General features: G+C 65.4%; 23 protein-coding genes. 9 read left to right on the top strand and 14 right to left on the bottom strand.

Annotated features, from left to right (window positions below; all coding sequences use genetic code 11):
• From THL1_RS18430 to THL1_RS30775, 3 genes are all read left to right on the top strand, one after another.
• Window positions 1–591 (top strand): RNA polymerase sigma factor, encoded by a 591-nt coding sequence (locus THL1_RS18430; RefSeq protein WP_069084572.1) that lies wholly within the window; start codon window positions 1–3, stop codon window positions 589–591.
• Window positions 588–1,256 carry a hypothetical protein gene (locus THL1_RS18425; RefSeq protein WP_069084571.1) on the top strand — a complete coding sequence of 223 codons (669 nt, stop codon included), beginning with the start codon at window positions 588–590 and terminating at the stop codon, window positions 1,254–1,256. Before THL1_RS18430 ends, THL1_RS18425 begins: the two co-directional genes overlap by 4 nt.
• A 337-nt stretch (window positions 1,257–1,593) precedes the next feature.
• Window positions 1,594–1,851, top strand: a complete 258-nt coding sequence (locus THL1_RS30775; RefSeq protein ID WP_237234732.1) for a hypothetical protein — start codon at window positions 1,594–1,596, stop codon at window positions 1,849–1,851.
• Between the two features lie 86 nt (window positions 1,852–1,937).
• On the opposite strand, the gene THL1_RS18415 is transcribed toward THL1_RS30775, so the two are convergent.
• The 8 genes from THL1_RS18415 to THL1_RS18380 form a co-directional block, all read right to left on the bottom strand.
• Window positions 1,938–3,761: a long-chain-acyl-CoA synthetase gene (locus THL1_RS18415; RefSeq protein WP_069084569.1), complete on the bottom strand. Its 1,824-nt coding sequence runs from the start codon at window positions 3,759–3,761 to the stop codon at window positions 1,938–1,940.
• A gap of 148 nt (window positions 3,762–3,909) precedes the next feature.
• Window positions 3,910–4,734: an SDR family oxidoreductase gene (locus THL1_RS18410; RefSeq protein WP_069084568.1), complete on the bottom strand. Its 825-nt coding sequence runs from the start codon at window positions 4,732–4,734 to the stop codon at window positions 3,910–3,912.
• Between the two features lie 113 nt (window positions 4,735–4,847).
• Window positions 4,848–6,833 carry a geranyl-CoA carboxylase subunit apha gene (atuF, locus tag THL1_RS18405; RefSeq protein ID WP_069084567.1) on the bottom strand — a complete coding sequence of 662 codons (1,986 nt, stop codon included), beginning with the start codon at window positions 6,831–6,833 and terminating at the stop codon, window positions 4,848–4,850.
• 127 nt (window positions 6,834–6,960) lie between these two features.
• Window positions 6,961–7,755 carry an isohexenylglutaconyl-CoA hydratase gene (atuE, locus tag THL1_RS18400; protein WP_069084566.1) on the bottom strand — a complete coding sequence of 265 codons (795 nt, stop codon included), beginning with the start codon at window positions 7,753–7,755 and terminating at the stop codon, window positions 6,961–6,963.
• A gap of 4 nt (window positions 7,756–7,759) precedes the next feature.
• Window positions 7,760–8,920 carry a citronellyl-CoA dehydrogenase gene (gene atuD, locus THL1_RS18395; protein WP_069084565.1) on the bottom strand — a complete coding sequence of 387 codons (1,161 nt, stop codon included), beginning with the start codon at window positions 8,918–8,920 and terminating at the stop codon, window positions 7,760–7,762.
• A 61-nt stretch (window positions 8,921–8,981) separates the two neighbouring features.
• Complete coding sequence (gene atuC / locus THL1_RS18390) at window positions 8,982–10,598, bottom strand: geranyl-CoA carboxylase subunit beta (protein ID WP_069084564.1); 1,617 nt, start codon at window positions 10,596–10,598, stop codon at window positions 8,982–8,984.
• Complete coding sequence (locus THL1_RS18385; RefSeq protein WP_069084563.1) at window positions 10,598–11,473, bottom strand: SDR family oxidoreductase; 876 nt, start codon at window positions 11,471–11,473, stop codon at window positions 10,598–10,600. Before THL1_RS18385 ends, atuC begins: the two co-directional genes overlap by 1 nt.
• Window positions 11,474–11,484: 11 nt before the next feature.
• Complete coding sequence (locus THL1_RS18380; RefSeq protein ID WP_069084562.1) at window positions 11,485–13,272, bottom strand: acyclic terpene utilization AtuA family protein; 1,788 nt, start codon at window positions 13,270–13,272, stop codon at window positions 11,485–11,487.
• Window positions 13,273–13,465: 193 nt separating this feature from the next.
• Here THL1_RS18380 and THL1_RS18375 point away from each other — a divergent pair, with 193 nt between their 5' ends.
• Both THL1_RS18375 and THL1_RS18370 read left to right on the top strand, forming a co-directional pair.
• A complete protein-coding gene (locus tag THL1_RS18375; protein ID WP_193791641.1) occupies window positions 13,466–14,101 on the top strand; it encodes a TetR/AcrR family transcriptional regulator in 636 nt (211 codons plus the stop codon).
• A gap of 102 nt (window positions 14,102–14,203) precedes the next feature.
• Window positions 14,204–15,025: a substrate-binding periplasmic protein gene (locus THL1_RS18370; RefSeq protein ID WP_069084561.1), complete on the top strand. Its 822-nt coding sequence runs from the start codon at window positions 14,204–14,206 to the stop codon at window positions 15,023–15,025.
• Here THL1_RS18370 and THL1_RS18365 read toward each other — a convergent pair.
• The 3 genes from THL1_RS18365 to THL1_RS18355 all read right to left on the bottom strand — a co-directional run bounded on the left by THL1_RS18365 (window position 14,976) and on the right by THL1_RS18355 (window position 16,512).
• Complete coding sequence (locus tag THL1_RS18365; RefSeq protein WP_069084560.1) at window positions 14,976–15,731, bottom strand: CPBP family intramembrane glutamic endopeptidase; 756 nt, start codon at window positions 15,729–15,731, stop codon at window positions 14,976–14,978. The two genes, THL1_RS18370 and THL1_RS18365, sit on opposite strands and share 50 nt — an antisense overlap.
• Window positions 15,732–15,783: 52 nt before the next feature.
• On the bottom strand, window positions 15,784–15,951 hold the full coding sequence (locus THL1_RS18360) for a DUF2897 family protein (RefSeq protein WP_069084559.1): 168 nt from the start codon (window positions 15,949–15,951) through the stop codon (window positions 15,784–15,786).
• An 87-nt stretch (window positions 15,952–16,038) separates the two neighbouring features.
• Entirely contained in the window at window positions 16,039–16,512 is a 474-nt protein-coding gene (locus THL1_RS18355; protein WP_069084558.1) for a multidrug/biocide efflux PACE transporter, read from the bottom strand.
• Between the two features lie 90 nt (window positions 16,513–16,602).
• On the opposite strand from THL1_RS18355, the gene THL1_RS18350 reads away from it, so the two are divergent.
• From THL1_RS18350 to pyrF, 3 genes are all read left to right on the top strand, one after another.
• The gene (locus THL1_RS18350) at window positions 16,603–17,478 is read left to right on the top strand and encodes a LysR family transcriptional regulator (RefSeq protein ID WP_069084557.1); all 876 of its coding nucleotides are present in this window, start codon (window positions 16,603–16,605) and stop codon (window positions 17,476–17,478) included.
• Between the two features lie 54 nt (window positions 17,479–17,532).
• Window positions 17,533–18,273, top strand: a complete 741-nt coding sequence (locus THL1_RS18345) for a ZIP family metal transporter (RefSeq protein ID WP_083245943.1) — start codon at window positions 17,533–17,535, stop codon at window positions 18,271–18,273.
• A 71-nt stretch (window positions 18,274–18,344) separates the two neighbouring features.
• On the top strand, window positions 18,345–19,043 hold the full coding sequence (gene pyrF, locus THL1_RS18340) for an orotidine-5'-phosphate decarboxylase (protein WP_069084556.1): 699 nt from the start codon (window positions 18,345–18,347) through the stop codon (window positions 19,041–19,043).
• Between the two features lie 43 nt (window positions 19,044–19,086).
• Here pyrF and THL1_RS18335 read toward each other — a convergent pair whose 3' ends face one another.
• The gene (locus THL1_RS18335) at window positions 19,087–20,091 is read right to left on the bottom strand and encodes an NADP-dependent oxidoreductase (protein WP_069084555.1); all 1,005 of its coding nucleotides are present in this window, start codon (window positions 20,089–20,091) and stop codon (window positions 19,087–19,089) included.
• Window positions 20,092–20,315: 224 nt separating this feature from the next.
• Here THL1_RS18335 and THL1_RS18330 point away from each other — a divergent pair, with 224 nt between their 5' ends.
• Entirely contained in the window at window positions 20,316–21,077 is a 762-nt protein-coding gene (locus THL1_RS18330) for an SDR family oxidoreductase (RefSeq protein ID WP_069084554.1), read from the top strand.
• A 113-nt stretch (window positions 21,078–21,190) separates the two neighbouring features.
• Here the strand turns inward: THL1_RS18330 and THL1_RS18325 are convergent, their stop codons facing one another.
• Window positions 21,191–22,405 carry a benzoate/H(+) symporter BenE family transporter gene (locus THL1_RS18325; protein ID WP_069084553.1) on the bottom strand — a complete coding sequence of 405 codons (1,215 nt, stop codon included), beginning with the start codon at window positions 22,403–22,405 and terminating at the stop codon, window positions 21,191–21,193.
• A complete protein-coding gene (locus THL1_RS18320) occupies window positions 22,405–23,022 on the bottom strand; it encodes a LysE family translocator (protein WP_069084552.1) in 618 nt (205 codons plus the stop codon). Before THL1_RS18320 ends, THL1_RS18325 begins: the two co-directional genes overlap by 1 nt.
• Window positions 23,023–23,032: the final 10 nt, after the last annotated feature.

Genomic DNA, 23,032 nt, shown 5'->3' with positions numbered 1-23,032 from the left:
GTGAACGCGACTCTCACGGACGACGACGCCGCCTTGTTGCGGCGTTATCGCAGCGGTGATGCCGAGGCATTTGGCGTGCTTTATGCGCGTCATCGCCTTGGCCTATACCGTTTCCTCTGCGGCCTGTGCAGCGACGCCGCCCTGGCCGAGGAAATCTTCCAGGAAACCTGGCTGAACCTGATTCGCAGCGACTCCGAGCAGCGTGGCCAGGCCAGCTTCAAGACCTGGCTCTACCAGATTGCCCGCAACCGCCTGATCGACCACTGGCGCAAGCACGGCCGCCTGCAGGGCTGCGAAGAAGCCTTCGATGAAACCCTGCACGGCGACGCGCTGCCCGGCAGCAGTCCCGACCCCGAGCGCGAACTGTCCCTCAGCCGGGATCAGCAGCGCCTGCGTGCCGCCCTGGATGAGCTGCCGGGTGAGCAGCGCGAGGTGTTCCTGCTACGCGCCCACGGCGACCTGGAGCTCAACGAGATCGCTGAACTCACCCGCACACCTGCGGAGACGGTCAAGAGCCGGCTGCGCTATGCGTTGCAGAAGTTGCGTCGGCTCCTGGCCGACCCGGCCGCGGCCGAGGAGGTATCCGCATGAACCGAGACCCGCACAAGCCGGACGAGATGGAACGCGAACTGCTCGAACACTTTAGGTGCCACAGCCACGACGAACCGTCCTCGGCCCTCGACCAGCGCATCCTGGCGGCTGCAGCGGCCCAGGCCGCGCAGCACCGGGCAGAATCCCGACTGTCCTTCGGTGAGCGCCTGCATGCCTGGTTGTTCGGTGCCGGTGGCCGGCAGCGCTGGGCCGTGGCCGTGGCCGGCTTCGCCATGCTAGGCATTGGCCTGAGCTTGACGCTGCGTACCCAGCAGGAGGCCGAGCAACGCTTCGATGCCCCCCCTGCCGGTGCTGAGCCGTATTCCGCACCGGCTCCGGCGGCAGCGCCGATGTCCCGGGCGGCACCAGCCACCCTGGCCAGCCCACCGGTCCAGGTGGAGAAGAAAGCCTCTGTCATGGCTGACAGCAGCGCCGAGGTTGAGGCGCGCCAGACAGGACCTTTGCGCCTGGAAGAAGCCGCACCCAAAGAAGAACTAGCGACAGCCGCACCGCTTGCCGAACCGGAAGCCAGCCTGCGCCGTGTGCTGGAGCTTGAGGCGGCAGGCAAGCGTGAGGAGGCGCACAAGCTGCTGGATGAGCTGCAGGCCCGCTATCCGCAACGGGATATCGCCGCCGAATTGCGTGAGCTGGAGCGTGACCGCTGAAACCGGTCGCGCCAGGCTTGCCAGGGTACGGGGGAAGGTGGAGCATGGCGCCATCACTGATTATTTCCGAGCATCCATGCGTTTGATTCGACTGATTGGCGCCTGCCTGGCAACCCTTGTTCTACTGGCTGCCTGCGACAAGGACGTGCCACCGAAGCCCAAGGCACCGCCCGCGCCACCTCCCATTTCGTCCAGTCCGCCATCGGTGGAGCCTGCCCCCGTTGCGCCTGAGTTGCCGCCATCAGCTTCCAGGCCTGAACCGGTTGCCCCGCCGCCCGCACCTACGCCCAAACCAGATACGCCGCCACCGGCGCCGGTCAAGCCCAAGGAGCCGCCAGTGGAGGTCAGCACCAAGGCGCCGCTGCCCAAGGCCAAGCTGGACCTGACCCTGCCCAAGGATCTGGTCAATCAATTGGAATCGGGAGATGCAATGGCCGATATGCCTGACCAGCCAATGCTGCCGAAGATGTTCGTGGAGAAGCCAGTACCGGAAAGTCCGTTCCAGCTCAATGGCAAGCTGATCACCAACGAGCGTGAAGATGACTACTGGCGCTCGGTGGAAGGCGCCGAGTTGCAGTTCGAGTTCAAGCGCTGATCCGGCGCCATCCTAGGTCGGCGCCATCCTGTGGGAGCGAATTCATTCGCGAATGAATTCGCTCCCACAATTTCAAGAAGCAAGCCTCAGAAGCGGTATTCCCCGCGCTGGATCGCCCGGTACAGGCTGCCGTCCAGCGGACGGAAGCCGGTGTCACCGGGGAGGCGGGCGAAGAGCGGCTCGTTCACTGACTGCGGGTCGTATGCCTGCTTCTTCAGGTCGTTTTTCTTGTACTTGAAGGTGCCCGTCGTCTCGACCTCTTCCAATAGCCGCACGAACAACGGCGAGGCGTAGGCCGGCAGCTCGCGGTCCAGGTGGTCGGCCAGGGCCTGCTGGTCCAGTTGCGCGCCCGTGCTCAGGCGCAGGGCGGCCATGCCGCAGCGGCCGTTGGTGCCCGGGATTTCCACGCCGTAGACCACGGCATCCTCCACGCCGGGAAACGCGCCCAGGGCGTTCTCGACTTCGGTGGTGGAGACGTTTTCCCCTTTCCAGCGGAAGGTGTCACCGAGGCGGTCGACGAACTGCGCGTGCTTGCAGCCGATGCTGCGCATCAGGTCGCCGGTGTTGAACCACGCATCACCTTGCTTGAACGCGTCGCGCAGGATCACCGCTTCGCTCTTGGCCGGGTCGGTGTAACCGTCGAAGGGCCATTTAGGGCTGATCTCGCTGATCAGCAGGCCCGATTCGCCCTTGGCCACTTCCTGCAGGAAGCCCCGGTGATCGCGCAGGGGCCGGTCGTTTTCCAGGTCATAGCGGACGATGGCGAAGGTGGCCGGAGAGAAACCCACCGTATTGTCGAAATTGAACACGTTGGTGAAGCCGATGTTGCCTTCGCTGGAGGCGTAGAATTCCATGACCCGCTCGATGCCGAAGCGCGCCTTGAACTCGGCCCAGATCGACGGGCGCAGGCCGTTGCCGATCATGCAGGTCAGGCTGTTGCCCTGTTCTTCCGGGCTGGGTGGCTGGTTTAGCAGGTAGCGGCAGAGTTCGCCGATGTAGCCGAAGCAGGTGGCCTGGTAACGCGCCACGTCTTTCCAGAAGTTGCTGGCGGAGAACTTGCGACGCAGGGCGATGGCCGCGCCCCCGGCCAGCACCGATGCCCAGCTCACGGTGACCGCATTGTTGTGGTAGCAGGGCAGGGTCAGGTAGAAAACGTCGCGATCGGTCAGGCCCAGCCCCGAGTGCCCGAAACCGCCGAAGGCCTTGATCCACTTGCCGTGACTGAGGATGGAGGCCTTGGGCAGGCCGGTGGTGCCCGAGGTGTAGATGTAGAAACAGGCATCCTTGAGGCGTACCTGTCCGGTGTCCGCCGGGTTCTCGCCGGACTGGCCCAGCGCCAGGCGCATCAGGTTCTGCCAGCCAGCCGGGGCGTCGCCGGGTTCGGCCAGGCTGTCGCCGTCGGCTATCCAATAGCAGCGGCGACCGTCTTCCAGCTCGTTGCGGACTTCCTCGAAGGCTCCGCGCAGTTCTTCCCCCACCACAAAGTGACGGGCCTTGACCAGGTTCAGGCTGTGGCTCAGCACCTTGCCACGTTGCGTGGTGTTCACCAGGGCAGCAATGGCGCCCAGCTTGGCCAGCGCGCCCAGAGCCGCCAGCACTTCGATGCGGTTCTCCAGCATCACGGCCACCACGCTGCCGTGGAGCACTCCTTCGGCTTTCAGGGCACGGGCCAGGCGGTTACTCCAGGCGTTGAATCCGGCGTAGTCGAGGTGGCGATGCTCGTCGATGACCGCCGGGCGTTCGGGATACAGGCGCGCGGCGCGCTCCAGGGCCCATCCCAGGGACAGCGCTTTCTCTCGGTTGCGGATGCCGGTGTAGTAGAGGCCCAGCAGCATGCGCGGCAGGCGTGGCAGGTTGGCGGGCAGGCGGCCAATGAAGCGCAGCGGGGAGATCAGTTCGGCTTGGCTCATGATGTTCGCGTGTTGTCGTTGTTGTACGCAGTTGTTTTCCTGACTCTAGAACGGGCGGCCGAACCCCACCATGACCCTGGCGCGGCGGGATGAAGGCAGATGGGCAAATACAGGGGCGCTGTAGCTTTTTTGTGGGATGCAGCTGGCCTTAATCCAGGAACAGATCCGGCACCAGGGCGCCACCGTCCGGGTCGTAGCGGTAGCGCTCGAACTCGGTCTGGCCCTGTTCGCGCAGGATTCCTTCGTCGATCAGCAGGCGGCCGGTGATGCTGCGGCCTTGGCTTACCAGGATGGCGTGGGCGGCGTCGGCCATGATGGCCGGGGTACGGGCGCGCTTGAAGGCGTCGCGGCTGCCCAGCTCGAACTCGATGGCGGCCGTGGCGATCATGGTTTGCGGCCACAGCGAGTTGACGCTGATGTCGTACTTCTTGAACTCCTCGCTCATGCCCAGGGTGAGCATGCTCATGCCGTACTTGGTGACGGTGTAGGGGCCATGCTGGGCGAACCATTTCGGAGCGAGGTTGAGCGGTGGCGAGAGGTTGAGGATGTGGCCGTTGCCGCTCTGTTTCAGGTAGGGCAGGGCAGCCTGGCTGCAGACCATCACCGCGCGGGTGTTGATCTGATACATCAAGTCGAAGCGCTTTGCTTCCAGACGCTCCACGCCCACCAGCTTGATGGCGCCGGCATTGTTGACCAGGGCATCGATGCCGCCGAAGTGTTCGGCAGCCTTGGCCATGGCCTCACGCACGGCATTCTCGTCGCGCACGTCCAGTTGCAGGGGCAGGGCCTTTCCGCCAGCGGCCTCCACTTCCTCGGCCACGCTGAAAATGGTCCCCGGAAGCTTCGGATGGGGTTCGGCGCTCTTGGCGGCGATGACGATATTGGCGCCATCGGCGGCGGCACGCAGGGCGATCTCGCGGCCAATGCCACGACTGGCGCCGGTGATGAACAGGGTTTTGCCGGAAAGGGACATTGCGTTGCTCCTGTTGCGATTCGGTTTTCGTCAGGGGTGTAGGAGCGAGCTCTGCTCGCGAAAGATTGCGGCACGATTCGCGAGCAGAGCTCGCTCCTACGAAACGTACCTCGTCAGAGGCTTTCCTCTACCTCTACCAGCAACTGGCGGCTCTTCACCTGGTCGCCTCGGCTGACCTGGACGCGGCGGATCACGCCGTCCACACCAGCCTTCAGCGGGTGCTCCATCTTCATGGCTTCCAGCACCACCAGCAGTTGGCCTTTGTCGACTCGGTCGCCTTCGGCCACCAGCACCTCGACTATGGCGCCGTCCATGGGTGCCTTCACCGTGCCGGATGCAGCGCCATTCTGGCCGCCCGCGGGTTCGTGGGTGGCGTCCTGCAGTTCCAGGTTGCCGTTCTGGCCGAACAGCCAGAGTTGCGCGTCCTGTTGGTGGTAGGCGACCCGGCGACGGATACCGTCCAGCTCCACCACTGCCCAGCGGCCGTCGGCGCTCAGCAGGCGAATGGCGATCTCTACCTCAGCCACCTTGGCCAGCAGGCGCGGTTTCTGCCCGGCATCCTGCACCGCCAGTTCCACCGCATGCTTCTGTTCGCCCTGGCGCAGCACCAGGCGCCAGGGTGCGCTGCCCGCACTGCGCCAGCCGGCCAGTCCGACCTGATGGGCGCGGGCATTGGCTGAGGCCTGGTAGAGCAGGGTGGCGGCGATGGCCAGCTCGGCCGGCGAGATTGCTTGTGGGCTCAAACTGGAGTCGGCGCCGAACTGTTCGCCGATGAAGGCGGTCGTGGCGGCGCCTGCGGCGAAATGCGGATGGCGGAGCAGGTTGGCAAGGAAGCGCTGGTTGCCCTTGACCCCCAGCAGCACGCAGTCCTCTACGGCGCGGGCCAGCTTGCGCCGAGCTTCATCGCGGGTCGCGCCCCAGGCGATCACCTTGGCTAGCATGGGGTCGTAGAACGGGGGCACGGCCTGGCCTTCCACTAGACCGTGGTCGATGCGGATATCCTCCAGCTCCGCCGGTTCCCAGCGCAGCACATGGCCGGTCTGGGGCAGGAAGCCGGCCGTCGGGTCTTCGGCGTACAGGCGCACTTCCATGGCGTGGCCGGTGAGCTGGATTTCGTCCTGTGCGAGCGGTAGAGGCTGACCTTCTGCGACGCGAATCTGCCAGGCCACCAGGTCCTGGCCGGTGATCAGTTCGGTCACCGGGTGTTCCACCTGCAAGCGCGTATTCATCTCCAGGAAGTAGAAGGCGCCGCTGGCCTCCAGCAGGAACTCCACCGTGCCGGCGCCGACGTAGTTCACCGTGCGTGCGGCCTGTATCGCCGCCTCACCCATGGCCTGGCGCAGCTCGGCGGTCATGACCGGGCAGGGTGCTTCCTCGATGACTTTCTGGTGGCGGCGCTGCACTGAGCAATCGCGTTCACCCAGGTAGACGAGGTTGCCGTGCTGGTCGCCGAACACCTGGATTTCCACGTGACGTGGCTGCAGCACGGCTTTTTCCAGAATCAGTTCGGCGCTGCCGAAGGCGTTCAGCGCTTCCGAGCGGGCAGTGCGCAATTGCGCCGCCAGCTCGTCCGGCCCGTTGACCAGGCGCATGCCTCGGCCGCCACCGCCAGCACTGGCCTTGATCATCAGCGGATAGCCGATGCGTCCGGCTTCGCGGCTCAGGGTGGCATCGTCCTGTTCGGCGCCTTCGTAGCCGGGGATGCAGGGCACGCCGGCTTCCAGCATGGCCAGCTTGGACAGGCGCTTGCTGCCCATCAGGTGGATGGCGTCCACGGTCGGGCCGATGAAGGTGATGCCGGCCGCCTCGCAGGCGCGCGCGAAGTCGGCGTTCTCGGACAGGAAGCCGTAGCCGGGGTGAACGGCGTCGGCACCGGTTTTTTGCGCGGCGCCGATGATCGCCAGGATCGACAGGTAGGACTGGCCCACCGGCGCCGGACCGATGCACACCGCTTCGTCGGCGAGATTAACGTGGCGGGCGTCGGCATCGGCCTCGCTGTAGACGGCGACGGTGCGATAGCCGAGGGCCTGGGCGGTGCGCATCACCCGGCAGGCGATCTCGCCCCGGTTGGCGATCAGGATCTTGTTGAAACTGGGCATATTATCTGGCTCCTCGGATGCTATTCCCCTCTCCCCGTGGGAGAGGGGCCAAGGGTGAGGGAACCACCTGCGCGCGGCGGGATTCCCCTCACCCCGACCCTCTCCCGGAGGGAGAGGGAGTAAAGGCTCACTGCGCCCAGGTGGGCTTGCGTTTCTGTACGAACGCCAGGGTGCCCTCGGTGCCTTCCGCGCCCGTCACGGCAGCGGCGAACTGCTCGGCGGCGCTGTCCAGCAGGGCGCCGAGGGGTTCGTTTTCCGTGGCCAGCAGCAATGCCTTGGTTCGGGCGTTGGCGCCTGGAGCGCAGCGGCGGACCTGCTCCAGGCTCTCGGCCAGGCGCTGCTCCACGGCCGCGGTGTCGGCTTCGGCGAAGTGGATCAGCCCCAGGCGCAGGGCTTCGCTGCCGTCGAAGCGCGCGGCGGTCAGGGCCAGGCGGCGTGCCTGGGTGAGGCCGATGCGCTTGACCACGAAAGGCGCGATTTGCGCCGGCAGGATGCCGAGGCTGGTTTCCGGCAGACCGAACTGGGCGTCGGCAAGGGCGATGGCGATGTCCGAAACGCAGGCCAGGCCGAAGCCGCCGCCCAGTACCGCGCCTTCCAGCACAGCGACCAGTGCCTGCGGCTGCGTCTGGGCTTCCTCCAGCAGGCTGCCGAAGGCACGGTTCAGGTTGCGGTAGGCATCGCTGCCAGCGGCGCGGGCGCTGGCCATGTCCTTGATGTCGCCACCGGCGCAGAAGTGCCCACCGGTACCGCGCAGCACCAGGGCGCGCACGCCGGCGTCACCACGTACGGCGGCCAGCACCGCACGCAGTTCTTCCACCATGGCCAGACTCATGGCGTTGCGGCTGTCCGGCCGGTTCAGGGTGATGTGGAGTACGCCACCAGCCTGTTCCAGCAGCAGGGTTTTGCAGTTCGGCAGGGTCATGGCATCAGCCCTTCTTCTTGCCCGGCAGGATGCCCATCAGCTTGCAGATGATGCCCAGCATGATTTCGTCGGCACCGCCGCCGATGGACACCAGGCGGGTGTCGCGGTAGGCGCGGGAGACGTGGTTGTCCCACATGAAGCCCATGCCGCCCCAGTACTGCAGGCAGGCGTCGGTGACTTCGCGGCCGAGGCGGCCGGCCTTGAGCTTGGCCATGGAGGCGAGGCGGGTGACATCCTTGCCGCTGACGTAGAGCTCCACGGCCTGGTAGACCAGGGCGCGCAAGGCTTCGATCTCGGTCATCAGCTCGGCCAGGCGGAAGTGGATCACCTGGTTGTCGATCAGCGGATTGCCGAAGGTCTTGCGCTCCTTGCAGTAGTCAATGGTGACGTCCACGCAGTGCTCCAGGCCCTTGATCATGTTGGCAGCGCCGAACATGCGTTCTTCCTGGAACTGCAGCATCTGCATCATGAAGCCCGCGCCCTCGTGGCCGATGCGGTAGCGCTGCGGCACGCGGACGTTGTCGAAGAACACCTGGGCGGTTTCCGAGCTACGCATGCCGAGCTTGTCGAGGTGGGCGCTGAGGGTGATGCCGGGGGTGTTCATCGGCACCATGATCAGTGACTTGTTGACGTGGGGCTTGTCGTCCGAGGTGTTGGCCAGCAGGCAGATGAAGTCGGCGCTGGGGGAGTTGGTGATCCACATCTTGCTGCCGTTGATCACGTAGTCACTGCCATCCTTGCGGGCGGTGGTCTTCATCCCGGCGACGTCCGAGCCGGCGCCCACTTCCGAAACGCCGATGCAGCCGACCATTTCGCCGGTGATGGCCGGGCGCAGGAATTCGTCGCGCAGCTCATCGGAGCCGAAGCGCGCCAGGGCCGGGGTACACATGTCGGTCTGCACGCCGATGGCCATCGGGATGCCGCCGCAGTGGATGGTGCCGAACTCTTCGGTGGCGACGATCGAGTAGCTGTAGTCCAGGCCCATGCCGCCGAACTTCTCCGGCTTGGAGATGCCCAGCAGCCCCAGCTCGCCGGCCTTCTTGAAGATGTCGTGGATCGGGAAACGGCCTTCCTTTTCCCACTGGTCGACATGGGGATTGATCTCCCTGTCGACGAAATTGCGCACCGTGCGGAGAAGTTCTTCGTGTTCCTGGGTGAAGATCATCTTTCTTGTTCTCCTTGTAGGGTGCGCCGTGCGCACCGAGATCCGGAAGGGTGCGTCGCGGTCAGAACCGGGCCACGCCGAAGCTGTTGGCCTTGAGCGGGCGGGCGTCGGCCTCCGCGCAGATATCCAGCAGATAGCCCAGCAGCCTGCGGCTGTCACGGGGGTCGATGAGACCGTCATCCCAGAGGCTGGCGGTGCCGTAGAGGGCGGTGGACTGGCTGTCGAGCTTCTGCGCGGTCACCTGTTCGAGCATGTCGAGCATCTTCGGGTCGGGCTCCTTGCCCTCCTTGGCGTGCTTTTCCTCGGTGACGATGCGCAGCACCTTGCCGGCCTGGGCGCCTCCCATCACGGCGGTGCGGCTGTTGGGCCAGGCGAAGATGAAGCGCGGGTCCAGGCCGCGACCGCACATGGCGTAGTTGCCGGCGCCGTAGGATCCGCCCACCACGAGGGTGAGCTTGGGCACGCGGGCGTTGGCCACGGCCTGGATCATCTTCGAGCCGTGCTTGATCACGCCGAGTTGTTCGGATTCGGTGCCGACCATGAAACCGGTGGTGTTGTGCAGGAACAGCAGCGGTACATTGGCCTGCTCGCAGAGCTGGATGAACTGCGCCGCCTTGGCCGCCCCCTGGGGGGTGATGGGGCCGTTGTTGCCGATCAGGCCGCAGGGCCGGCCTTCGATGCGCAGGTGGCCACAGACGGTCTGGTTGTCGAACTCGTTCTTGAAGTCGAGGAACTCCGAGCCATCGGCGATGCGGGCGATGATCTCGCGCACGTCGTAAGGCTTCTTCGGGTCCGCCGGGACCACGCCGAGCAACTCTTCGGCGCTGTACAGCGGTTCGCGCCACTCGGGTTTGGCGCGGGCCGGCAGTTGGGCATTCCAGGGCAGCATGGCGAGGATGTCGCGGGCCAGGCGCAGGCCGTCTGCGTCGTTCTCGGCCAGATACTCGGCGGTACCGGCCACCTGGGCGTGCATTTCGGCGCCGCCCAGCTGTTCGTCGGTGGCCACTTCACCGGTGGCGGCCTTCAGCAGGGGCGGGCCGGCGAGGAACATCTTGGCCTTGCCGCGTACCACGATCACGTAGTCCGACAGCCCAGGCTGATAGGCGCCGCCAGCAGTACTGGAACCGTGCACCACGGTCAGCTGGGGGATGCCCATGGCGGAAATCCGTGCCTGGTTGGCGAAGCCGCGCGCGCCCTCGACGAAGATTTCCGCCGCGTAGTTGAGGTTGGCGCCACCGCTTTCGGTGAGGGCCACCAGCGGCAGTTTGTTCTCCATGGCGATCTGCTGCAGGCGCAGGGTCTTCTTCAGCCCGGTGGGGGATATGGTTCCACCCTTGATGGCACTGTTGCTGGCACTGATCAGGCAACGAATGCCGGAGATGTAGCCGATGCCGGCGATGATGCCGCCGCCGGCCTGGGTGCCGTCCTTGTCGTCATGCAGCTTGAAGCCGGCCAGGGAGCAGAGTTCAAGGAAGGGGCTGCCCGGGTCCAGCAGCAGGTTCAGGCGTTCGCGGGGCAGCAGTTGGCCGCGTTTCTCGAACTTCGGCCTGGACTCGGCAGCCTTGTCCAGCACCTTCTGTTCGATCTCGCGGAAGCTGGCGATGGCGGCGAGCATGGCCTCGCGGTTCTTCGCGAAGTCTTCGCCCTGGGCGTCGAGTTCGGATTGGATCACGGCCATTATTCTTGATCCTTCAGCACGTCGGGCAGGTAGGCCCGGTGGAAGCCGTTGTAGGCCTTGCTCTGGCCCGGCCTGGCCTTGGCCAGGGGAAAGGCGCGGCTGCCTTGGCTGGCCGCGCCGTCGATGCGGATGGTGTTGCCACTGATGAAGGCGCCGCCGGGGGAGAGCAGGAAGACGATGGCGGCAGCCACTTCCGACTCGCTGCCGATGCGCTTGAGCGGCACGTGTTCGCGCAGGGTCGGGATGATGGCCTTGAAGGCGCCTTCGTAGGTGTCCATGCCGCTGGAAGCGATCCAGCCGGGCGCCACGGCGTTGACCCGCACGCCTGCGTAACCCCACTCGACAGCGGCGGTCTTGGTGAAGTTCTCCATCCCGGCGCGGGCGGCGCCGGAATGGCCCATGCCGGGCATGCCGCCCCACATGTCGGCGAGCATGTTGACGATGCTGCCGCCGGTCTTGCTCATGGCCTGATTGAATACTTCGCGCGCCACCAGGAAGCCGCCGACCAGGTTGGTGCGGATCACGGTCTCGAAACCTTTCTGGTTGATCGAGGCGAGCGGGGCGGGGTATTGGCCGCCGGCGTTGTTGACCAGGTGGTGGATGGCGCCACGCTCGGCCAGGACCGTGGACACCATGGCCTTCACCGCGTCTTCGTCGCGGACGTCACAGGCCTGCCAGCTGGCGACGCCGCCGTCTTCGATGATCTCGCCTGCGGTCTTTTCCAGCTTCTCCGGCTTGCGGCCGACCAGCACCACGTGGGCGCCCAGGGCCGCCAGTTCGTGGGCAGTGCAGCGGCCGATGCCGCTGCCGCCGCCGGTGACCATGATGGTCTGGCCGCTGAACAGGCCGGGCTTGAATACCGAGTCGTATGCCATGGATTGCGTCCTCAGAGGCTGTCGGCCAGGGCCTTGGGCACCGGCACCGGGAATTCCAGGAGTTGCTGGGCGAAGGCTTTGCCTTGCGGGTCGATGCGGAGGCTGGCGACCCCGCCGCCGCCGAGGGCGTTCTCCAGCAGGAAATTGAGGCTATGACTGCCCGGCAGGTACCAGCGGGCCACGCGACCCAGTTGCGGATCGAGCACGTGCCCCATCCAGTCGACCACGGCTTCCGGCGTCAGGGCTTCGGCGATCCAGGGCAGGTACTCCGCCTTGCGCGCCATGACGCCGATATTGCTGTGGTTGCCTTTATCGCCGGAGCGCGCCACCGCCAGCTTCACCAGCGGAACACTGGCGCTGGCCTGGCCTTCGGCGGCGGGGGGCGGAAGGGCGTCGGCCAGGGCCGCAACGTCGAAACCGTGCAACTGCGGCAGGTCGCAGGTGCTGCGCTGGCCATCCAGTTCCACTTCGAGATGGCAAGCGGACTTGTCCACCAGGAAGGAGAACAGGCGGATCACCGGGTAGACAGTGGGGCGGCCGCCCACGATGCCGGTCAGGCCCGGCGCCATGCCGGTGGCGGCCTGGGCGATCTCGCGGGAAAACAGGACCAGGGCATCCTTGCGGCTATGACTGACGGCGATCTTGACCACGACTTCGCGGCTGTCCGTCCTTTGACCGTGGGGGCCGTAGGTGGCCTCGCTGCCCAGCAGTTCGATGTTCACGTCGCGGTAGGGACCCCAGCCGCGCCCGGCGAAAATCTCTTCGGTCTTGGCAATGATCGCGCGGCTGACCCGCCCGGCTTTCCTGACTGCATCGATGCCCGCCAGCAGGCAACTGGCGGTGCAGCGGAAGCCATCGGGGTAGGTGGCGCTGACCTTGTATTGCGGTGTCGGAGCCAGCCCACGGGCGCCCAGCACGCGCACACGGTCCGGGCCGGCCTGCTCGAGGGTGACGCGAGTGAAGTCGCAGACCACGTCGGGGAGCAGATAGGCGCGCGGGTCGCCTATCTCGTAGAGCATCTGCTCGCCGACCGAGAAAGGCGTGACCAGGCCGCCGGAACCGTCTGGCTTGGTCACGCAGAAACTGCCGTCGGCTTCCACCTCGATGATGGGGAAACCGATGTGTTCGTAATCCGGCACCGACTCCCAATCAGTGAAGTTGCCGCCGGTGCACTGGGCGCCGCACTCGATCAGGTGGCCGGCGAGGGCGGCTTGGGCGAGCTTGTCGTGATCCTCCCAGGACCAGTTGAACTCATGGACCAGGGCGGCGCTGACCACGGCGCTGTCCACTACCCGGCCGGTGATGACGATGTCGGCGTCCTGTTCCAGCGCGGCCACGATGCCCGGCGCGCCCAGGTAGGCGTTGACCGACACGCACAGGGGCGGGAGCGGGGCGTCACTGAACATTTCACGGATGCCGGCCTTGGCCAGTTCGCCGAGCCTGGGTTGCAGGTTGTCGCCATGCAGGACGGCGATCTTCAGCGTTACGCCGGCCTTCTCGCAGGCGGCTGCCAGGGCGCTGGCGCAGGCAACGGGATTGACCCCGCCGGCATTGCTGATCACGCGGATTTTCTTCCCGGCGATTTCAGGAAGCAGTGGCGCCAGCACCTCGACGAAGTCGGTGGCGAAGCCAGCGTCCGGGTCCTTCAGGCGCGCGCCGGCCATGATCGACATAGTGATCTCGGCCAGGTAATCGAAGACGAGGTAGTCCAGCTTGGCGCCCTGCACCAGTTGGGCGGCGGCGGTGGAGGTGTCGCCCCAGAAGGCGGAGGCGCAGCCGATGCGTACGGTTCTTGTCATTGGAGTATTCCGCAGCACTGTTGGGTGATGGATTGAACACTACCAAGCAAGCGCTTGGTTGAAAAGTGCCCGACAAGCTCTTTTTTACCCGAGCGCTTGCTTGGGCGCATTGGCCAGCATAGATTTCATTAATCAAGACAGAGACTTGCGAACCATTCTTAAGTTGGAATGGCTGACCGCAGCGGGGAAACCAATGAGCCTTGACGACGAAAAAGCCCAGGCGGTGATGCAGGAACTGGTTGCCAGTGGCCAGATCACCGACCCTGAAAGTGCCCGCGGCAAGCTGCTGCAGACCGCCGCCCACCTGTTCCGTAGCAAAGGCTACGAGCGCACCACGGTGCGCGACCTGGCCAGCGCGGTAGGTATCCAGTCCGGCAGCATCTTCCACCACTTCAAGAGCAAGGATGAGATCCTGCGTTCGGTGATGGAGGAAACCGTCCTCTACAACACCGCGCTGATGCGCGCGTCCCTCGCGGAGGCTGATGACCTGCGTGGTCGTGTGCTGGCGCTGATTCGCTGCGAGCTCCAATCCATCATGGGGGGCACCGGGGAAGCCATGGCGGTGCTGGTGTATGAATGGCGCTCGCTGTCGGGGGAGGGCCAGGCCCATATCCTCCAGCTGCGGGAAAGCTACGAGCAGCTGTGGTTGGAGGTGCTTGGCGAGGCGAGGGCAGAAGGCTACTTCACCGCCGACCCGTTCATCCTGCGCCGGTTTCTCACCGGGGCACTGAGCTGGTCAACGACCTGGTTCCGGCCCGAAGGGCCGATGAGCCTCGACCAGTTGGCCGAACAAGCCTTGTCCCTGGTGATCAAGGACGTCCAGGGGTGAGTGTGAACTCCGTCACAGTACGCCCGGGGTGGCTGAAAAGCTGAAGCATTAATCACGTAGGCTGCTGCGCACGGCCGTTAGCTGCAGGGAGCAGTTGTAGAAATGGATGGTTGCAGGCGCGCTTCGCTGAAGATGTTGTGGTTTTCCGTGGTCCTGCTGATTTCCGCGCCCACAATGGCGTCGCAGACCGTGAAGGTTGCCGGCGCGCCGTTTCCTCCCTACGTCTTCAAGGCAGAGTCGGGCGAGCCGGGTGGCTTGCTTGCGGAATTGCTGGAAGTGCTCAACGGGCTGCAGACGGATTACCGTTTCGTGCTGCGCCCCACCGCCATCCCCCGGCGCTTCCGCGACTTCCAGGAAGGGCGGGTTGATCTGGTCGTGTTCGAGAATCCGGACTGGGGATGGCAAGGCATTCCTGGCGCTCGTATCGACATGGGACTGGAAGACGCGGAAATCTTCGTCGCCAAGGCTCGACCCGGGCGTGGTGAACACTACTTCAGCAAGCTGGCCGGCAAGCGTCTGGCGCTCTACAACGGCTACCACTACGGTTTTGCCGGATTCAATGCCGACCCCGAGTTCCTGCAGCGCGAGTTCGACGCAAAGCTTTCCTATTCCCACGACAGCAACCTGCGGATGCTGCTGAGGGAGCGGGCGGACATCGCCCTGATGACCCGTTCCTATTTGAGCGCGTACCTGGAGCAGCACCCGGAGCAGGCCGGTAGCTTCCTCACCAGTAGCCGACTGGACCAGCGCTATCACCACCATGCCTTGTTGCGGCCGGCGGCCCCCATCAGTGCCGAGCAATTTTCCGCGCTGCTGGAGAAACTGCGCGCCGAGGGTCGCCTGCAGCGGATTTTCGGGCGCTACGGCGTGGTCGTCAGGCCAGCCGCAACGGGTAGCTCAGCAGTAACAGATGGCAGAGATTGACTCCCAGGTGCAGGGCCACAGCCACTGAAAGCCGACCGCTGTAGTGGAAGGCCAGGCCGTAGCCCAGCCCCGCAACGCCTGCCAATAGCGCGAACAGCGGGCTGAAGGGAATGTGCGCGGCGCCGAACAGTATCGCCGTGAGCAGCACGCCATGGCGCGCGCCCAGCCGGGCAGTCAGCGCCGGTTGCAGCAGCCCGCGAAATACCAGTTCTTCCGCCAGCACCGTGGCCAGCAGGTTGACGGCGAGCCATTGCCAGAGCATGTCCGGCCACTTTGGTTGCCAGGCCACCAGCCCTGACGCCAGCGCCAGCAACGGAACCACCAGCAAGGTTGCCAGCACCACGGGCCAGGCCCGCTGTGGCGACGGTGCGGGCTGTGGTGGGCGGCCCAGCCACCAGGCCAGCAAGGTCATACCCACCAGGAGCTTGTCCCAGGACAGGCGCAACACATAGGGCGGCGCATCCGGACTGATGCGGCGTGGTTCTTCCAGGGGCAGGGGGCTGAAACCTGGCACCAGATGTGCGGCGAGCGCTACGGAAGCGAGCAGGGCGACCGGCAGCCAGATATGGACCGGCAGCTGGCGTTCGGAGAAGACCCAGCCGGCATAGGCGACGCCCGCCAACAGGGCGCTCACCTGCACGCCGCCCAGCCCCTGGCCAAGTGCGAGGACGATCAGCGGGAACAGCCGTTGCAGATGGAGCGGCATGCCGCCTCCCTGTGGCGATGCCGCAGTCCGGTGATCGGGAAACTGCACGAGGTCAGCGGTCCTTGGCTTCCTTGGCATCCATCTCGGCATTGCGCTCGCGGACGCGCTTGAGTTGCTCTTCGGTCAGCGGCAGTTTCTTCGCCGTGTCGCGCAACAGCATCAGGCTGCCGACGATGGAACCGATGGCCAGAACCAGTATCAGCCAGGCATACCAAGGCATGATGATCTCCTGCGGAAAGGGTCATTACTCTATTCGATTGTGCGCGCCTTTCCACGTTCCCGAGAATTGTTCATTTCGATGCCGGCCTCAGCGGGCGCTGCACCCGGCGGTCTTCTCCGGCCGGCCTTCCACCAGGCGAGCGCGAAGTGCGTCGTACGTCCAGTTGAAAGCCAGCGTGTAGGGCAGGAAGAACAGCAGCAGGCCGATATCCAGCACGAAGGCCTCGATCAGCCCGATCGACAGCCACCAGGCCGCCAGCGGCACCAGCACCAGGATAAGCCCGAGCTCGAACAGCAGCGCGTGGGCGACGCGTACCGGCAGCGTGCGCTGGAATCCCAGGCGATGCTGGGCGCGGTCGAAGAGGCTGTTGAAAAGCATGTTCCAGAGCATCGCCACAGTGGAGAACATCAGGGTCAGCGCACCCATGTGCGCCAGCGACTTGCCCAGTACCAGGGACAGTACCGGTGCGGTCAGCAGCACAGCCAGGCCCTCGAAGGCCAAGGCATGGAAGACTCGCTCCTTGAGCGACTTGTTCAGGGCGGTGGTGGTGGTCCGGGTCATGGTGCTCTCCAGGCTCGGCATGAAGGGGTGGCCTGTATTCTCATCGGTCGATGGGATAGGGTTAAGTGAGATGCCATCGGGAAAACCGATATGAACTACTCCCCTGAATCCCTTGAGGCCTTCGCCCAGTCCGTTGCCCTCGGCTCCTTCAGTGCTGCCGCGCGCAAGCTGGGCAAAAGCCAGTCCACCATCAGCGAGGCGATCGCCCGACTGGAGATCGACCTCGGTCTGGAACTCTTCGACCGCAGCAGTCGCCAGTCGCAACTGACCGAGGCGGGTCGGGTGTTGCTGGGGCGGGTCGGAGATATCCTCGCGGCCTCCGACCGCTTGCAGCACGCCGCGGCCCAGCTGGCTGGCGGGCTGGAGCCCAGGGTCAGTCTGGCGCTGTCGGATGCCTATCAGTCGGCACAGTACGAGGAGCGTCTGGCCGAGCTGGATCAGCGCTACCCCGACCTCGAGTTCGAATGCCTGATTGCCGAGCATCAGGATGTGATCGAGCTGGTCGCCCAGGGACGGGCTACCCTCGGCCTGCTGGCCGCGCAGGGTAGCTACCCGCCAGAGCTGGGTTCGGCGACCGTGGCCGAGCGCGCCGATTTCGGTCTGTTCGTGGCCCTCGACCATCCACTGGCGCAGCGGCCGGACGTCCGCGAGAGCGACCTGGCTGCTTGGCGCCTGCTGCGTCTGAACACCCTGGGTGACGCCCTGGCGGTGGACGACGGTCTGCCATACAGCGGTGGCCGCTGCTGGTCCGCGCCGAGTTACCTGATGCTGCTGGAAATGGCCAGCAACGGTTTCGGCTGGGCGGAGCTGCCGCGCTGGCTGGTCAGCGGGTACGCCAATGGTCGCTTGAAGGAGTTGCAGGTGCCCGGTTGGCCACGTAGCCAGGCCGTGGATGTGGTCTGGTCGCGGCAACGTCCCCTGGGGCCGGCGGCCAGCTGGTTGCTGGAACGGCTGCTGGACCGATAGGCTGGGCGCGGAGCTTGCGCCGTCAAACCTGGCGCGTCGATCAAGGAGGACTTCGTGCAGATACCCGTCACCATCCAGGCCGGCCTTTGGGGCTGGCTGGCCGCCAGTAGCCTGATTCTGGGCGCCGCCATCGGATTCTTCGCCAGACTGCCGCAGAAAGTAGTGGCCTCGATCATGGCCTATGGCAGTGGTGTGCTGGTCGCGGCCCTGTGCTTCGGGCAGATTCCCGAGGCTGAGCGCATCGGTGGCCTCTGGCCCACTCTTGCAGGGCTGATGGCCGGTGGCGTTGTCTTCGTGTTGGCCAGCCAGTACCTCGACCGTCTGGAGCAGCACCACAGGGGCAAGGCCGGTAGTGGCGGCAGCATGGTGGCCTTGCTGATCGCGGTCGGCGCCTTCCTCGACGGGATTCCCGAATCCCTTGGCCTGGGGCTGGGCCTGCTGGATGGCGGAGATGTCAGCCTGCTGATGCTGGTGGCCATCTTCCTCGCCAACCTGCCCGAGGGCCTGGCCAGCGCTGCTGGCCTGCGTGAAGAACAGCGCAGTGGCTGGGTGGTATTCGGCCTCTGGGGCGTCATTGCACTGCTGTCGGGGCTGGCGGCCATGGCCGGACCGGGCCTGCTCGCCGACCTCCCGCCCCACTGGCTGGCCTTCGCCCTGGGCTTCTCGGCGGGTGCGGTGCTTTGCATGCTGGTGGATACCCTGATCCCTGAAGCATTCGAGAGCACGCACGCCTGGACCGGTTTGATCACCCTGGCGGGCTTCATGACCGCGTTTGCCCTCGACCACCTGGTTTGAGTGCTGGAGAAGCGGCGCGCGCCGGCTTCCGCTACAATGCGCGCCGTTTCCGATTCGTATGAGATTTCCCCATGTCCGCCTGTCAGACGCCGATCATTGTCGCCCTCGACTTCCCCACCCGCGAAGCCGCCCTGCGGTTGGCCGACCAACTGGACCCCAGGCTGTGCCGGGTCAAGGTGGGCAAGGAGCTGTTCACCAGCTGCGCGGCGGAAATCGTCTCGACCCTGCGTGACCGCGGCTTCGAGGTCTTCCTCGATCTGAAATTCCACGACATCCCCAACACCACCGCCATGGCGGTGAAGGCCGCTGCCGAGATGGGCGTGTGGATGGTCAACGTGCACTGCTCCGGCGGCCTGCGCATGATGGCGGCCTGCCGCGAGACCCTGGACAAGTTCAACGGGCCCAAGCCGCTGCTGATTGGCGTGACCGTGCTCACCAGCATGGAGCGCGAAGACCTTGCCGGTATCGGCCTGGACATCGAGCCCAAGGAACAGGTGCTGCGTCTGGCGGGCCTGGCCGACAAGGCCGGCATGGATGGCCTGGTCTGCTCCGCCCAGGAGGCCACCGACCTCAAGTCCGCCTATCCGCGCCTGCAACTGGTGACTCCGGGCATTCGCCCGGCGGGAAGCGCCCAGGACGACCAGCGTCGAATCCTCACTCCACGTCAGGCGCTGGACGCCGGCTCCGACTATCTGGTGATCGGTCGCCCGATCAGCCAGGCTGCCGATCCGACGAAGGCCCTGGCCGCCGTCGTCGCCGAGTTGGCCTGATACTGGCGGTGCGCTGACCTCGGCAGCGCACCGTTTGCGCCGATCAGCGTACTTTCAGCACAAGCTTCCCGACGTTTTCCCCGCTGAACAGCTTGCCCAGGGTTTCCGGGAAGGTTTCCAGCCCGCTCACCACGTCTTCCTTGCTCTTCAGCTCGCCGCTGGCCAACCAGCCGGCAATGTCCCTGACCGCCTCGCCGAAGCGCGGCGCGTAGTCGAACACCACCATGCCTTCCATGCGTGCGCGGTTCACCAGCAGCGCCAGGTAGTTCGCCGGGCCTTTCACCGCTTCCTTGTTGTTGTACTGGCTGATTGCGCCGCAGATGACGATGCGCGCCTTGCGGTTGATGCGGGTGAGCACGGCGTCGAGTATGTCGCCGCCGACGTTGTCGAAGTAAACGTCCACACCCTTGGGGCATTCACGCTTGAGGGCCGCGTGGAGGTTCTCCGCCTTGTAGTCGATGGCGCCGTCGAAGCCCAGTTCTTCCATCAGGTAGCGGCACTTGTCGGCGCCGCCGGCGATGCCCACTACGCGGCAGCCCTTGATCCGCGCGATCTGTCCGGCAACGCTGCCCACCGCACCGGCGGCGCCGGAGATGACCACCGTTTCCCCGGCCTGGGGTTGGCCGACATCGAGCAGGGCGAAGTAGGCGGTCATGCCGGTCATGCCCAGTGCCGAGAGGTAGAGGGGCAGGGGCGCGCGGTTCGGGTCCACCTGCTGGAAGTCCCGCGGTTCGCCCAGGAAGTAGTCCTGCACGCCGACGACGCCGCAAACATGGTCGCCCGCCTTGAAGTCGGGATGCTGCGAGGCCACCACCTTGCCAACGCCCAGGGCTCGCATCACTTCACCGATTGCAACCGGTGGGATGTAGGAGCGTGCGTCGTTCATCCAGCCGCGCATGGCCGGGTCCAGCGAGAGGTACAGGTTTTCAACCAGCACCTGGCCGTCAGTGGGGTCGCCAGCCGGGGATTCCACATAGGAGAAGGTTTCGCGGGTGGCCGGGCCGACCGGGCGTTGGGCGAGCAGGAACTGGCGATTGAGCAGGGACATGGCAGCACTCCGAAAGAGAAAGCCTTGGTGATAGTCCGCCGGCTGGTCAGGGGCAAGCCCAGTGTTCGGCCCGAATGGGTTGCCATGAATCCGGGTGATTCCGGCTAGCCCGGTTCATCATCGCTCTGGATGGTGTGTCCACCAGAGCCTTGATGATGCTGACGCCGGGGCGGGGCGACTGACTAGACTTCGCGACAGTTTCCATTCCCGTCGAGGATGCACAGATGAGCATGAAGTTCTCCGGCCAGGTTGCCCTGGTGACCGGCGCCGCTAACGGTATCGGCCGCGCCACTGCCCTGGCGTTCGCTGCCGAGGGTCTGAAGGTGGTGGTTTCCGACGTGGACGTCGCCAGCGGCGAAGGCACGGTGGAGCTGATTCGCGCGGCCGGTGGCGATGCCCGCTTCATCCGTTGCGACGTGACCCGCGAAGCCGAGGTCCAGGCGCTGATGGAAGGCACGGTCGCCGCGTATGGTCGTCTGGACTATGCCTTCAACAACGCCGGCATCGAGATCGAGAAAGGCAAGCTGGCCGAGGGCAGCGAGTCGGAGTTCGACGCGATCATGGGGGTCAACGTAAAAGGCGTCTGGCTGTGCATGAAGCACCAGATTCCGCTCCTGCTAGCCCAGGGTGGTGGTGCCATCGTCAACACCGCTTCGGTTGCGGGCCTGGGCGCGGCGCCGAAGATGAGTATCTACGCCGCTTCCAAACACGCCGTGATCGGCCTGACCAAGTCGGCGGCCGTCGAGTACGCGAAGAAGAAAGTGCGGGTGAATGCCGTGTGCCCGGCGGTGATCGACACCGATATGTTCCGTCGCGCCTACGAGGCCGACCCGAAGAAAGGCGAATTCGCGGCCGCCATGCATCCGGTGGGGCGCATCGGCAAGGTGGAGGAAATCGCTGCGGCCGTGCTCTATCTCTGCTGCGATGCCGCAGGTTTCACCACCGGCCACGCACTGGCGGTGGATGGTGGTGCCACCGCGATCTGAACCGGGGCCAGGAACTGGCGTTAGGTTGGGCAGAGGAACGAAACCCAACGGGCGGAATGTCAGGAAACGCATCTGCCATTCAGGAAAGAGAAAGGCGCCAACTGGCGCTTTTTTCATTTGTCCTTGCCGCTTTCCACGTTAAGGATCAACAGCGTCAGCACCCCGGCGATCAGGCCCCAGAAGGCCGAGCCGATGGACAGCAGGGTCATGCCCGAGGCCGTGACCATGAAGGTGATCAGCGCCGCTTCCCGCTCCCTGGGTTCCTGCATGGCCGCGGTCAGGCCATTGCTGATGGAGCCGAACAACGCCAGCGCGGCTATGGATAGCACCAGCTCCTTGGGTAGTGCCGCGAACAGCGCCGCCAGGGTGGCGCCGAAGGTGCCGGCAACGCCGTAGAAGATCCCGCACCAGACGGCAGCGGTATAGCGCTTGCTGCGGTCCTCATGGGCATGGGGACCGGTGCAGATGGCGGCGCTGATGGCCGCGAGGTTGATGCCGTGGGAGCCAAAGGGCGCCAGCACCAGGGAGGCGATGCCGGTGACCGAGATCAGCGGCGAGGCTGGCACGTGATAGCCATCGGCACGCAGCACGGCGATACCAGGGATGTTCTGCGAAGCCATGGCCACCACGAACAGCGGGATGCCGATGCTGATCACCGCAGTGACTGAGAACTCCGGGGCGGTCCACACCGGTTCGGCCAGGGCGAACTGGAAACCGCTGAAGTCCAGCAGTCCCAGCGCCGCTGCCATCACGCAGCCCACCAGCAGCGCCGCCAGCACGGCATAGCGTGGTTGCAGGCGCTTGAATACCAGGTAACTGAAGAACATCGACAGTACGAGCGCGGTGCGATGCTGGGCGGCGATGAAGATTTCGCTGCCGATCTTGAACAGGATACCGGCCAGCAGGGCGGCCGCCAGGGAGGCGGGCAGGCGACGCATCAAACGTTCGAAGCCGCCGGTCAGGCCCACCAGGGCCAGCAGGGCGGCGCAGACGATGAAGGCGCCGATGGCTTCGCCATAACTCACCCCGGACAGGCTGGTAATGAGTAACGCGGCGCCAGGGGTGGACCAGGCGACCACGATGGGTGTGCGGTAGCGCAGGGACAGGCCGATGGTGGTCACGGCCATGCCAATGGACAGCGCCCAGATCCAGGAAGAAATCTGCGCATTGCTCAAACCTGCGGCCTGGCCGGCCTGGAACATCAGCACCAGGGAGCTGGTGTAGCCGGTGAGCATGGCGATGAAGCCCGCCACCACGGCGGAGGGCGACGAGTCCGCCAGAGGGCGCAGGCGTGGCGGGTTGGCCGGGGTATCCGAACTTGGGGTCATCAGATCTTTCCGTTGACGTCGACCAGGATGGGGTAGAGCGAGGCCACCAACAGCAGGGCCATGCCGATGTTGAACAGGCGCAGTATGCGTGGATTGGACAACCAGCGGCGCATCAGGCTGCCGGCCACCGTCCAGAGCCCGACGCTGGGGCAGTTGATCAGGGCGAAGAGGGCGGCGATCAACACCACGTTGACCACGAAGTTGTCCTGCGGGGTATAGGTCGTAATGGCGCCGATTGCCATGACCCAGGCCTTGGGATTGACCCACTGGAAGGCTGCCGCCTGCAGGAAGGTGAAGGGCTTGCGGCGCTTCTCGGTGTTGGCTTCGTCCGGTGCGCCGGAGCCGGCGATCTTCCAGGCGAGGTAGAGCAGGTAGGTTGCGCCGATGTAGCGCAGTGCGGTGTAGAGCTCGGGAACCTGCTGGAACACCTGTGACAGGCCCAGGCCCACGGACATCACCAGCACCATGAAGCCGAGGCTGATGCCGAGCATGTGGGGCAGGCTGCGGCGAACGCCGAAGTTCACGCCGGAGGCCAGCAGCATCATGTTGTTGGGGCCGGGCGTCACCGAAGTGACGAAGGCGAAGAGGATGAAGGCAAAAATCAGTTCCAGGCTCATGGCGGTCACC

This window comes from Pseudomonas sp. TCU-HL1, from assembly GCF_001708505.1.
Lineage (GTDB): Bacteria > Pseudomonadota > Gammaproteobacteria > Pseudomonadales > Pseudomonadaceae > Metapseudomonas.
Note: the sequence above shows the minus strand (reverse complement) of the source record. Positions and strands in the feature narration are given on the sequence as shown.